At 65.2% G+C, this 12,267-nt stretch carries 13 protein-coding genes; 7 read left to right on the top strand and 6 right to left on the bottom strand.

Translation table 11 applies throughout. The features are described 5' to 3' along the window. Positions 1–21: 21 nt before the first annotated feature. The 3 genes from HKK74_RS41475 to HKK74_RS18110 form a co-directional block, all read right to left on the bottom strand. A complete protein-coding gene (locus HKK74_RS41475; RefSeq protein ID WP_187244395.1) occupies positions 22–1,500 on the bottom strand; it encodes a vanadium-dependent haloperoxidase in 1,479 nt (492 codons plus the stop codon). A 328-nt stretch (positions 1,501–1,828) separates the two neighbouring features. Then, entirely contained in the window at positions 1,829–2,482 is a 654-nt protein-coding gene (locus HKK74_RS18115) for an HxlR-like winged helix-turn-helix transcriptional regulator (RefSeq protein WP_312881590.1), read from the bottom strand. Positions 2,483–2,979: 497 nt separating this feature from the next. Continuing rightward, positions 2,980–4,197, bottom strand: coding sequence for an acyl-CoA dehydrogenase family protein (locus HKK74_RS18110; protein ID WP_187244394.1), 1,218 nt, complete (start codon positions 4,195–4,197; stop codon positions 2,980–2,982). Between the two features lie 330 nt (positions 4,198–4,527). On the opposite strand from HKK74_RS18110, the gene HKK74_RS18105 reads away from it, so the two are divergent. The 5 genes from HKK74_RS18105 (at position 4,528) to HKK74_RS18085 (ending at position 7,529) form a co-directional block, all read left to right on the top strand. After that, a complete protein-coding gene (locus HKK74_RS18105) occupies positions 4,528–4,878 on the top strand; it encodes a VOC family protein (protein ID WP_187244393.1) in 351 nt (116 codons plus the stop codon). A 24-nt stretch (positions 4,879–4,902) separates the two neighbouring features. Beyond that, entirely contained in the window at positions 4,903–5,256 is a 354-nt protein-coding gene (locus tag HKK74_RS18100; protein WP_187244392.1) for an ArsR/SmtB family transcription factor, read from the top strand. Positions 5,257–5,643: 387 nt separating this feature from the next. Next, entirely contained in the window at positions 5,644–6,108 is a 465-nt protein-coding gene (locus HKK74_RS18095) for an SRPBCC domain-containing protein (RefSeq protein ID WP_187244391.1), read from the top strand. 207 nt (positions 6,109–6,315) lie between these two features. Further along, positions 6,316–6,756 (top strand): hypothetical protein, encoded by a 441-nt coding sequence (locus tag HKK74_RS18090; protein ID WP_187244390.1) that lies wholly within the window; start codon positions 6,316–6,318, stop codon positions 6,754–6,756. 38 nt (positions 6,757–6,794) lie between these two features. Beyond that, the gene (locus HKK74_RS18085; protein WP_187244389.1) at positions 6,795–7,529 is read left to right on the top strand and encodes a DUF6073 family protein; all 735 of its coding nucleotides are present in this window, start codon (positions 6,795–6,797) and stop codon (positions 7,527–7,529) included. A 192-nt stretch (positions 7,530–7,721) separates the two neighbouring features. Here the strand turns inward: HKK74_RS18085 and HKK74_RS18080 are convergent, their stop codons facing one another. Then, the gene (locus tag HKK74_RS18080) at positions 7,722–9,152 is read right to left on the bottom strand and encodes a DHA2 family efflux MFS transporter permease subunit (RefSeq protein ID WP_187244388.1); all 1,431 of its coding nucleotides are present in this window, start codon (positions 9,150–9,152) and stop codon (positions 7,722–7,724) included. A gap of 244 nt (positions 9,153–9,396) precedes the next feature. Between HKK74_RS18080 and HKK74_RS39120 the strand changes: the two genes are divergently transcribed. Both HKK74_RS39120 and HKK74_RS18065 read left to right on the top strand, forming a co-directional pair. After that, entirely contained in the window at positions 9,397–10,203 is an 807-nt protein-coding gene (locus tag HKK74_RS39120; protein WP_222722406.1) for a metalloregulator ArsR/SmtB family transcription factor, read from the top strand. 417 nt (positions 10,204–10,620) lie between these two features. Further along, a complete protein-coding gene (locus tag HKK74_RS18065) occupies positions 10,621–11,325 on the top strand; it encodes an ArsR/SmtB family transcription factor (RefSeq protein ID WP_246491678.1) in 705 nt (234 codons plus the stop codon). 31 nt (positions 11,326–11,356) lie between these two features. Here HKK74_RS18065 and HKK74_RS18060 read toward each other — a convergent pair whose 3' ends face one another. Both HKK74_RS18060 and HKK74_RS41920 read right to left on the bottom strand, forming a co-directional pair. Further along, positions 11,357–11,836, bottom strand: a complete 480-nt coding sequence (locus HKK74_RS18060; RefSeq protein WP_187244386.1) for an SRPBCC family protein — start codon at positions 11,834–11,836, stop codon at positions 11,357–11,359. A gap of 15 nt (positions 11,837–11,851) precedes the next feature. Next, complete coding sequence (locus HKK74_RS41920) at positions 11,852–12,091, bottom strand: ArsR family transcriptional regulator (protein ID WP_187244385.1); 240 nt, start codon at positions 12,089–12,091, stop codon at positions 11,852–11,854. Positions 12,092–12,267 lie beyond the last annotated feature (176 nt).

Here is a 12,267-nt window from a genome sequence, read left to right as displayed (position 1 = left end):
TTTCTTAGTGCTGGGAATCAATCACGGTTGCGCGGCATTGATCGGTGGGACCTCGACACCGGCAAAGAGAAGGGTTGACTTGAAAAAAACGGCCGCCCCCGCCTTCCGGCCCAGGGAGAGACCGCTGGCGACTCCGTCCCTGAAATGGAGTCCGCCATATTCTCGGGATATCCCGTTCTCCGCCGCCGCCTCGGTGAATGTCCGCCAGGAAAGCGTGATGTCCCGGCGCGGCGAAAGGCCGGGCTCGACCCGCGACGATCCGGCCCGAACGGTGGCGGAGTCTCCGTACCTGTCGCTTCCGGTGAACGACTTCAGTGCCTGCGCGGCGGCGGCGCCGAACGCGGAGTGGCCCGAGACGTACTCGGCGAACGCCGGGGTGGCGAAGAAGATCGGCTGGTAGGGCCACCATTCAGCGCCGTCGATCCTCTTTGGCGGCCGCCCGGCTTCCGGCCACGAAAGGATCTTCTTGCCGTGATATAGATATCGGATCGCCGTGATCGGCCGCACGTAGTCGTAGTGTCGCTTCATGCCCCAGGTGGCGGTACTCGCGTCGAAGATCGCGTTATTGACCGCGAAGAACATCTTCGCGTCCTGATCGACGTTGTGGCGGTCTCGGCGTGACACGAACTGGCTGATCCGCGACCAGGTGCCCGGTGGCGAGACGAAACCAGGACCCTCGTCCGCCCAGTATTCGGTTATCACCTTCTGCCGGTCGGTGAGGTTGGCCGCATAGTCGACGAGCGCGCGCGCCTGCTTCACGTACTCGCGGCTGCCGAAACGGGCGGGCGGGGGCATTTTGAACTGATCCCAGGAGGTCATCGCGAACGGCGTCACGTTGCCCATGTGCGGACCCATGTACGCCTGCGTCTTCTGGTCACCGTTCTGGTCGACGTAAATGAGCGGTTGCCAGCGATTCGGATTCTTGACGGTCCTCAGATCAAGCGGTTGGTCGACCCGCATCGGCTTATTGACCGGCGCGTAGTTCGTATAGTCGGAATATGCGCCCTCGGCAAGGTCGCCAAGTTGATTGGAGCCGTCGGTGTGGCGATAGCCGAGCACCGCACGGCAGGCGCGGACACCAACGGCTTTGGCGCGCTTCGACCGCGGCTTGGAATACCCGAGCTCGGCCATCAAGGTGTCGAATCTCGGCCGCAGCTCCGGCCAGATATCGACCGCCGCGGTGTAGGCGGCGAAGCTGATCGCCTCGTCCTTGTTCCGCGGCGTTCGCTCCCGCGGGGGCTGCCGCAGTTCGGTCCCCAGCTGGGTGCCGGCGGCCCGCCGGTCGTACGCGGCCCAGGCGTCATAGATGCAGGTGTGCAGAATCGCCAGTGCGCGGGCCACCATCGGCGGGCCCAGGTGTGAGTTGATCACCGCGTCCAATCCGGCGTTGTTCCACCGGATGACTACGTTGTCGCCGCGCCGGTCCGACGGTTGTTGCGCATGCGCCGGCACCGTCGCCGGAGTGGCGACCCCGAGCGCCAGTATCGCCGCGGTCGCCACGGTGACACTGTGGATGCGATGAGGCCGCTTGCCTCGGCGGAGAGGCGGGCTGTTCCCACCGCTTCGTGACACTGGGTCACCTCCTTCGCGAACAGCAGGTGGCCGTTCTGCCACTGACGCTGCGGTTCCGATCAACTATAAAATTATTAAGTAATCCTGTCTACGGTTGACTTCTAAAACATATAGCGATAGCTTGGCTCGCTACAGCTGGATCATCACTACCGAGTCGACTGCATGAATGGCAGCACGGCTGGTCAAGGTGGGAGAACGGCGCACGTCTGGACTATCTAGGGCGGCGGCCCAGGAACTTTAGAGAACGATAGTTTGCTCAGCTCATCAGGCCGAGCAGACGGGAGCAGCGGAGCACCGCTTCCTCCGCACCCTCCATAACGACGCGCCTGGTGAGCGTCGCCTCCAGCGGGTTCAGCCGGCCGGCGCCGATCTCGACGAAGGTCACCGCGTCCGTCCGGACGACGAGGGCGGGTTCGGCGGGCGCCTTGCCATGCAGCACCTTGACCCGGCCGTCTTTGACGTCGATGTGGAAGACCTCGTCATCCAGCCGGAACTCATATACCTCGTCGGGCCCGGCGTGCCGGGGATCTATCATCGCCTCGACCGCGAGCACCCCCCAGCGCGGGCGGACGACCTCTTCGGCCTCGGGCGTGCCGAGCATACCGAGGCCCCAGCGCGCGAGGTCGAGCACTGCTGTGCGTAGGCTTTCGCCCTGCTCGGTGAGCTCGTACATCCGGGTCTTCGCGCCGTCCTGCGACCGCTGCCGGATGATGTCCATCTCGGTGAGGAACTTCAAGCGATCGGCCAGGAGGTTGGTACCTATGCCCGGGAGATTGGCCTGCAGCTCGTTGTAACGGCAGGGGCCGGTGAGCAGCTCACGCACGATCAGCAACGTCCAGCGCTCGCCGAGGATGTCGAGTGCTGCGGCCAGTCCGCAGTACTGTCCGTAGTTACGTCGCTGGTGCTTCACGGTTGGGCCCCTCCGGAAGGCTGAGTGCTTGACAAGTATATTCCTTGTTAGCTACCCCAATCCGAACTTGACCCACCTCCGTGGGTGGACCGCGCGGCCCGGCCCGCCTCGCCGCAGGACCATGCGGCCGGTGGCGCCGGCGGCCAGTGAGGGGATCCCGCGAGACCTCGGCCACTCGGTCGAGATAAGCGACGGCTACCGGAGGCGGTGACACGCCGCTGGTGCCGCGATCGCTCGGCCGCAGTCAGCTCGATCCTGGGCTGGCCGTACACAGGTGATCCCGCAGTCGGTGCCGCCCATTGAGCCGTGGCTGCCTCCCTTGCCCACGCCCGCCCGGTGAAGGATCCGCTGCGGCTGGCCGCCACGCTATGTTCCGCGGAACAGGATCGGGGTGGCTTCCTCGAGCGCTGCTCGAGCAGTGCGCTCGCGCGTCGCCCCGGCGCGGGAGAAACAGGTATTCGCGAAGATGCTGGTGAAGGGCGGTCTGCGGCTCGGGATCAGGTGTAGAAGCTCGGCTCGGGCAGTTCGCCGAGCAGTGCGTATCGGCCAACCTCACGCTGCTTGTAAGCCACCGGATCATGCAGGCTGTGCGTCCGCAGGTTCCGCCAGAATCGATCAAATCCATACCGCGCCGCGGTGGCGCGGGCGCCCATGACGTCGAACATCCGGGTGCCTACCTCGAGACCTTCCTTGATGATCCGCTGTTTCGCAGCGGCGATGCGCACCGCGGCCTCGCCCCGCTGCTGGAAGGTCACGGCTTCCCGCGGCCCGTGAAGCAGTTCGGAGAGCTCCTCGTCGACATGGTTGATCAGCGCCTCAGTTGCCCACAGCTTCGAGCGGAAGTCGCCGTAGGCCTCCAGGATGTACCACTCATCGGTGGCCGACTCTTTGTCGTCGCCGCCGTAGGGCCAGGGGCGCGTCGTGGTCCGGGTGTATTCGGCGGCCGTTTCCATCGCGCCTTCGGCGATGCCCTGGTACATGTTCGTCATGATCAACTGCAGGGTGAGCAGCGATAGGCTGTTGTACGGCATCGGATTGATCTGCTTGTCGACGTAGCCGATCGCCGCGTCCCACGGAACGCTGAGGTCGGCGAGCGTGACGCTGCCCGATTCGGTCAGCCGCTGGCCAATGTTGTCCCAGTCGTAGTTGTAGATCAGTCCGGCGGACTTCGAGTCGACGATCATGAACACCGGACGGCCGTCATCGAGGGTGCCGAGAAGGCAGGTCAGGTCGGAAACGACGCTGCCGGACGCGAAGGACTTCCGGCCGTTGAGCCGCAGCGTGTCGCCCTCGTCGGTGACGACGACCTGCTTGTCTCGGGGATTGATGGCGCCGCCGTAGAAGTAGCAGTTGCGAGTGTAGAGAGCCTCCTGCTCGGCGATCTGCTCCTCTGTTCCGAAAAACCGGACGGCCCATGCCCATAGATAGTGGTATCCAAGCAACTGCCCGATCGAACCGTCCGCCTTGGAGACTTCTCGGCACACCCGCAACGCGGTGGACCATCGCTCACCGGCCCCGCCGTGGGCATTCGGGCCGAGCAGGGTGACCAGCCCGGCGTCCTTCAGCAACTGGACTTCGGCGTGCGGCGGCTTTGCCTCCCGTTCCCGCTGCGTGGCATCGGCTGCGAGAGCATCCGCCACCTGCCGAGCCCGTTCGAGCCAGCCCTGGGTGTTGTCCGGAAAGACCTGGAAGTCAGTGACAGCCTGCGTCGTCATCGCTCACCCCAGTGTACTGGAAAAACATATAGCAAAGATGCTTCACGATGGCACGGGGGTCGGGAACCGTCAAGCGTCCCTAGGATCACTGCCGCCTGCTCGTTCTCGACGAGGTAGATCATGACCCGCACGACCTCCGCCGGTGGGAGTGGTCGCCCCGCCGGGATACCCAACTCGGCGCCGACTCCCTGCGTGGAGGAGGCTTCACGGTGTTCAATGCCTTCACCGGGGTAGTGGGCAAGTCTGTGCTTCCGAAAGTTGACGCTAACGAAAGCGGCGACCTACACTCGAGCCTGGCGAGCACGGCAAGAGAGCGACAGAGGAGTGATCATGGGGCGAGCGGTTGCCTGGTTCGACATCGCGGCCAACGACCCGGCCAGATCGCGCAAGTTCTATGCCGACCTCTTCGAGTGGGACATCCACGTCCTGGAGGAGATGAACTACGGGATGGTCGACGCCGGGGCGTCGGAGGGCATCCCAGGTGGTATCGGGCAGGCTGATGACAGCAATCCCGCAGGCATCGTGATCTATGCGGCCGTCGACGACGCGAAGGCGGCGCTCGACAAGGCGGAAAGCCTGGGCGGCAAGGTCGTGACGACGCCGTACGAGATCCCCGGCTCCGGTGTGATGGCCGTGTTCCAGGACCCCGAAGGCAACCGCGTCGGCCTTTGGCAACGCTGACCAGCCGACTGCTACCTTACATTGATGCCACCGCAACGATCAGGCCTTGATGCGGACGTCGTGTTCCGCGCTCTCGCGGAACCACGGCGTCGAGCCATCCTGAGCCTGGTGGCATCCGTGGAGCTGCCGGCCGGAAAGATCGCTGAACACTTCGACGTTTCCAGGTCCGCCATCTCGCAGCACCTGCAGGTGCTCAAGGACGCGGGTCTGATCACCGAGCGGCGGGATGGCACCCGTCGGCTCTATCGGGCCAGCGAGGTCACCCTGGTCGAGCTCCGGACATTCCTCGAAGGGCTGTGGCGCCAGAGTTTCGAACTCGCGAGGGACGTTCTCCAGGAGACCCCTCCGCACAAGGGTGAGTCAGCCGCCGCCGGCTAGTTCATATTCGTATCGCCCGTAAGACCGGCCCTTGCCGCACCCGGCCAGGGCCGGTCGCGTGCGCCTGAGGCGGGGTCTGGAGGGGCCCGAGGTGATTCCCGCGCAGAGGGTGCGACGTTATGAGGCCCGGTGGCCCGGGTGAGCGGGCGTACGGGGCGTGGCGGCAGGTCGGCTGAAGCACCGGATGCGGGCCGGTATGTCCGGTGGGTGTGAGAGGAGGGCCAGGCAGCCCGGGAGTCCTCCCACTCGATCCAGGATCAGGAACACCGAGAAGCGCTACCAGCGGTTTGGGTGCGAGGGCATCTGGCACACTGGGCATCGCCGACGCTGATGCGATGAGGTAGGGCGCTGACCGTGGAGCCTCTCGAACCGATCCGACACGCTCTGATGATCGAAGCGGATCAGGAGCGGACGTTCCACATGTTCGTCAGGCGGCTGGCCGCGTGGTGGCCGATGGAGACGCGGGCGATCACGTCCGGAACCGACATGGACGAGCTGCGCGTCGAGGAGTGGGTCGGCGGACGCATCTACCAAGTCCACGATCTCGGTGGCGAACACGACTGGGGCCACGTCACCTCGTGGAATCCGCCGGACTCGTTCTCCTTCACCTGGAAGATAGTCCCAGACCCCGAGTTCACCGAAGTGGATCTCCATTTTCGCCGGCTTGGGCCGGTTTTGACCCGCGTCGTCGTTGAGCATCACGGCTGGGAGCGCATGAGCACCGCCTTGCTCGACCGTTACACCAAGTACGCCGGCGGCTGGCAGGCGGCGCTGCGCCGGTTCGCGGCGATGTTCGAAGGCGGTCCGCGGGTGATGCGATCCGTCTCCGACGACTCCGAGTCGCGCGGCTGACTCTCTCGTCCGGTCGTTTCGTCAGGTGCCCCATGTCTTCCCTGGCTCTTGCCGGGTGTCCCATGTCTTCTTCCCTGGCTCCCGCCGACCCGTTGACTATATGAATTTAAAGTGTTCTACTGACAGGGATGCCGGGAGCCGGAGTGAATTCGGCGAGTTGGCCTGGCGCCGTGGCCGCTGTTCCCTATCCGTGGTCAGGAGGATCACATGACAGCATTGGACGCGACGACCTCGCCGGATGTCGTCCACCTAGCCGACGAGTTTCGCAGCAACATTCTCCCTGTGACCAGGGATTTTCTGAAGATGAAGATCTCTGCTAACGAGTTGCGGGAGGCCTGGCGGCCGTACTACTACGACGTGTTCCACTCGTTCGACCTCAGCGTGGAACAGGCCTGGCGCCGCGTGTCGGACTCGACCGGCCAGCTGGAGTCCGGGCCGCCACAGGCCGATCCCGCATATGAACTTCCACTGCTACTTTTTCCAGTGAGTATCGCTCACAACAACTTCGATCGGCTGATCGAGGTGCTCGCCGTCGAACTCGGCGATCGGACCGTCGAGGCGACCAAGATCCCGGAGCGGATCGTTGACTTCGCGCATGTCGTCGACGCGCTCAACCAACTGTTGACGTCGCTGGCCCTGCGGCCTTGACGTCGACCCGTCACATCGATACCCGAAAGGGGTAGCAAATGGACACACAGAACATCCTGCAACAGCTCGTTGATCGCGGCATCGCGCCCGGGATCGACGGCTCGACCCTGTCGTCTGCCGACGTCGTCAAGGGTCACGAGTCCGCATGGGGCGGTGCCGGGAATCTCTACCCGATCCGGCCCTACACCCTGACCCCGGCCGCGCTCGAGAGCTTCACCGTTCGAGAGCGTATCCACGTGAGCATCGACGGTCTGGGCGAAGACATCGTCGACCTGCATGGCCTGGGGATCTACCGGCGCCACGACCCCGTCGCCGCCGACGGTCAGGAGCTGGACTGGGCCGGTGCCACGGTCACCGCACAGTTCCTGTCCCTCCAGGTGACGGGGCACAGCGAGGTCTTCGGTCAGGTCAAGGTCTCCAACTCGCCGGAGAAGGCCGAAGGCGCCCGCGTGAAGCCGAGCCCGGCACCGGGCAAGGGCAACGTCATGCCGATCAAGGACTGCGTCACGTCGCTCTACCCCCGGTTCGAGATCGAGGACCTCGGGATGACCGTGGACACCGGCGACGAGGTCGTGCGGCTGGAATCGCGCATCGCCATGGTTCCGCCGGTCGGTGACGTGTCCCGTACCTCCCGCAAGTACCCGCTGTACGACAGCAACGGCCGGCAACTCGGCGAGCTGATCGCGGCTGACATTGAGATCGGCGCCCTGCTGCACCACGTGCCGATCGCGAGTGTTGTCGTGCCTGAGGCGCTCGCCGCGGTCGTCGCCTAAGCGGGGACGCTGCCCGTAGACGACATGCGTTAAGGCCGAGCCGGCCCGTGTGATTCACAGCACGGGCCGGCTCGTGCTGTGCCCGGATTCTTCGCACTGACCAGTAAAGCCAGTACAGAAAGACGCGCCCCGGCAAGTCAGGAACCTCCTGCCAGGGCGCGAGATCTGGCCCCACTCAGCCAGATCGGGGGCTCACACCGAATCGGCCTTGGCCGCACGCGTCGGTGCGTCCCGTGCGGTGAGTGGGCGGATGACCAGTGCGGGAACAACTCCGAGAAGGGCGATGACCGCCAGTACCGTGGCCGCCGGGCCGTACCCGTCGACGAACTGCTGCGGTGCGGCGAAACCGCCGCCGGAGCTGGTGAACACGGCCACCGCGACCGCGACGCCGAAGACGGCGCCGACCTGCCGAACGGCAATGCTCACCCCGGAGGCGATACCGAGTCGGGCGGGTTCCACGGCTCTCATCACCGCCGACGACATGCTGACGAACGTTATCGGTCCGCCGATGCCGGCGATGATCAAAGGAATGACCAGCGTCGCGTACGACGCGTCCGACCTGGCGAGCGGAGCCATGAGGAAGAAGGCGGCGGCGAAGAGCACGAAACCAGTGATCACGAGCGGCCGCTCGCCGATCCTGTCGGCGAGCTGACCGGCGAGCGGCGCGACCAAGGGGGCGGTCGAGACCCACGGCAGCAGCCGGATTCCGACCCCGAGCGCGTCCTGTTCCAGTGCCACCTGCAGGTACTGGGCGAAGATGAACGTCTGGCCGTAGAGGGCGACGCCCATGATGAAGCTCGCACCACAGCCGCCGGTGAAGCTCAGATTGCGGAAAATCGCCAAGGGCATCATCGGCGCCGGGTTCCGGTGTTCCCACAGTACGAACAGGGCGAGCGCCACGACGCCGCCGATCAGCCCGAGGAGAATCGACGGTGCGGTCCAGCCCGCGTCGCTGCCGCGCAGCAGCGCCTGCGCGAGCGTGACAAGGCCGATGCTGGAAAGAATCAGCCCTACGACGTCGATGGGAAGGCGGTTGCCCGTCGACTCGGTGATCTTCACAAGGCTCAACCCGAGCAGAATCACACCGACCGGCACGTTGAGCCAGAAGATCCATTGCCAGGTGAGGCCATGGACGATCGCGCCGCCGACAATGGGGCCGACCGCCACCGCCGTCCCGGTCACCGCACCCCAGACGCCGAAGGCCGCGCCTCGCTTGGCCGGTGGTGTCACGGAGCTGATGAGCGCGAGTGACAGCCCGACCGCCACACCGCCGCCGAGCCCCTGGAAGGCCCGCGCGACAACGAGCATCTCGATGCTCGAGCTCAGCGCGCACCAGGCCGAGCCCACGGTGAAGGCCGCCACGCCGATGACGAACAGCAACCGCCGCCCGTAGCGGTCTCCCAGGGCGGCACCGGTGAGGATGAGCGCGGCGAAACCTATCTCGTAAGCGTTGATCGTCCAGCCGATGCCGGCGGCGTCGGCGCCGAGTTCCTCGCGGATGGTCGGCAAGGCCGTCATGAGTACCAGGACGTCGAGACCGACCATGAACGAGACGATCGACACGATAACGACCGTCCAGCGTTGCCGCTGCGGCGCGTCGGTCTCTTGATCATTGAGAGCCATGGGTGCTCCAGCAGGAGTACTACACAGGTGGTGGGAGATACCGAGCTCTGGTCAGCGGCACCTGAGGCGCGCGAACCAATGGCGTTCAGTACGTTAGTGTCGACTTTCGAAAGCGTCAACCGTCGCTTACCGGCGTCCCGGAGTCCAAAGAGGCGGAATCCGTGCCGTGCGTTGAAGGCCACGTGCTGTCGTTAACCGGACAAAGCATTGCAAAGAGAACCATCGTAAGCCTAGACTTACGATCGTGAAAGCTTACGGAGATGCCGGTCTCGGGTTGCTCGGTGACCCGACAAGGCGGGCGATCTTCGAGTTGCTGGCTCAAGGCCCATGCTCGGTGGGGGAGTTGGCCCAGCAGTTGCCGGTCAGCCGACCGGCGGTGTCCCAGCACCTTCGCTTGCTTAAAGACGGCGGTCTCGTGGTCAGCAAGGCCCAGGGCACCCGCCGCGTGTATCGGCTCAACCCGGACGGGCTGGCCGCCCTGCGCGCTTACCTGGACCGCACGGCATTCCCGTGGCCGCCGGCGCGATCCTTGTCGACCCGATCGACAGGGTGGATGACCACGGCGCCCAAGATCCCGGCGCTGCGGGGAGCGATCACTGTAAGCGCGTCCCCCGACCACGCGTTCCGCGTCTTCGCGCACTCCTTCGGCACGTGGTGGCCGCACCAATTCCATATCGGCCAGGCAGATATGGCCGAGGTCAACCTGGAACCGGGGGTGGGCGGGCGATGGTACGAACGCGGCGAAGACGGCAGCGAGTGCGACTGGGGCCGGGTGCTGATCTGGGAGCCGCCGCACCGGTTGGTCGTCACGTGGCAGATCAACGGTCAGTGGGAGTTCGATCCCGATCCCGAGCATGCGAGCGAGATCGAGGTGCGGTTCACCCCGGGCGGCCCCGGGTGTGCCACGGTGGAGCTCGAGCATCGGTACCTCGATCGGGTCGTCGGCGGCCAGGCCGTATGCGACGCGCTCATCAGCTGTGGCAATTGGATCGTCCTGCTGGAACGGTTCGCCGAAAAGGCCTCCCGCCGCGACCAAGGGAACAAGCGATGACCGAGCTCGGAGACGTTGAACTGTTGACAAGATGCTATAGAAGTTATTAGTTGAATCACGATCTGTCCGTGCCGTCGGAGGGCTCGGATCCACGGATCTACCGTGTCGCCATCGAGATCACTAACCGTGCCGGTCGGGAGTGGGCCGCGCGAGGTGTTCTTCAAGTCAGGGCCGACCTCCGCACCTAGGGCCCAGTAAACAGGTGAGCCTCGGACCTGCACTACACGATCTTTCCCGGTCGCGGCAGCAGATTCTGTCGCCGGCCTGATCGCCGCTCTGAACCAGGTGACGGCAATGCGGTGCGCAGGCCATCGTGGCCGGCGCCCCCGGCAGAACTCACCCGGCGGCCGCGGCGGCCCTGGGTTGACGGGGCCCGGACGGTCTTCTGTCGAAGATTGGAATCTCAAGATGGCTGATATGGGCAAGATGGCGCTCTACGAACAGTTCTCCCGGGTGGGGAAGGCGCTGGCCAATCCGGTTCGCCTGATCTTGCTCGACCTCTTGGCCCAGGGCGAACGCAGCGTGGAGGACCTCGCCGAGGCCGCGGGGATGAAGGTGGGCAACACCTCGGCCCAGTTGAAGGTGCTGGCTTCGGCGGGGCTGCTTACCACCCGTCGATCGAGCGTCCGGGTGTTCTATCGGCTGACCGACGAACGGGTAGGTGCGTTCGTCGATCAGGTTCAGGAATTCGCGGCGCTGCGGCTCGCCGAAGTGGAACTGGCCGCGCACGCGTATCTCGGCGATGTAGCGGCGCTGGAGCCGGTGTCGCAGGACGAACTGGCCCGGCGTATCGAGGAAGGCGATGTCGTCGTGGTGGACGTGCGCCCACCGGCCGAATACGCGGCCGGGCACATACTGGGTGCGATCAATTTGCCGAACGACCAACTTGAGGCGCGCCTGGCCGAACTGCCACCTGGAGCCGATGTTGTCGCCTACTGCCGCGGTCGCTACTGCCTACTGGCCCCGAAGGCCGTTCGCGCGCTCCGGGCGCACGGCCATAACGCCCGGCCGCTGGCGGGTGGGATGCCCGAATGGCGGCGCGCGGGACTGCCCGTCGCCCATACCGTCGCCGCCGACTACTCGGACGATCTTGATGAGACGAGGTTCTCGGAAGATATCTGATTCACTTCGGCGGCGGCTCCCGCGAAAGTACTCAGGCCGCGACCCAGCGCAGGTAGGCAGCCATGCAGTTGCCCCATCCGCCGGTGGATTCCACTGCGGCGCGCACGGCGGGAGCGCCCGCACCATGCCGCTCGAAGTACCGATGCACAAGCTCCACCCGCGTGCTGTTGCCGTCGGCAACGAAACGCACCTCGACCTCGCTGGCGTGCGCCGGGTCAGGGTCGAACTGCCAGTTGCCGTCGAGATGCCAGGCCAAGACGAGGCGATCCGGGGGCTCGTAGGCGGTCACCCGGCCGGTGTCGCACTCGGTGCCGTCTACTCCGACCTCGTACCAGCGGCCACCCGCCCTGGGCTCGACCACGAAGTCGGCCATCGCCACCTTCCCGATGCTGTATTCCTGCGGCCACCAGAGCCCGAACTGTTCGGTGAACGCCTGGAACGCCTGTTTCGGCGTCGCCGGGACCGTAATGGTCTGGCGTACCGCATCCTTGATGTCGACTGGCTGGCTCATGCCTGGTGCCTTTCCTTACCTGCGGACTCGCTGGTCCAGCCGGGTCGCGTGGTCGCGGTGTGCACGGCCTGCGCGCTTGGTGACCAAACCGGACTCTTTCCGGACTTTCAAATGTTGGGAGACGGTTGGACGGCTCACCGGCAACGCTTCAGCCAGTTCGCGGACCGACTTCGGCGCGCTGCCCGGAATCTCGAAGACCGCACGCCACGTCGGATCGCCGAGTGCTCCGCGAGTATCAACTCGGTAAGTCGCCACTAACCGTAGTTTAGAACTTACAGACGCGCTTACGCAAGAGTTGCCGGGGGGCCAGACTAGCGACGTCGATGGGCTCTATCCGGGTGAATCCGTGATTGCCCGCCACCGTGCTGTCCCGGGGTCGCCGCGTCAGTCTGCCAGGCAAACCAACACGGTCGAGATGATCGATTTTCGCC

Source organism: Actinomadura alba (assembly GCF_014323705.1).
Classification (GTDB): domain Bacteria; phylum Actinomycetota; class Actinomycetes; order Streptosporangiales; family Streptosporangiaceae; genus Actinomadura_C; species Actinomadura_C alba.
The sequence above is the reverse complement of the archived record's forward strand: the minus strand, read 5'-3'. Positions and strand labels throughout refer to the sequence as shown.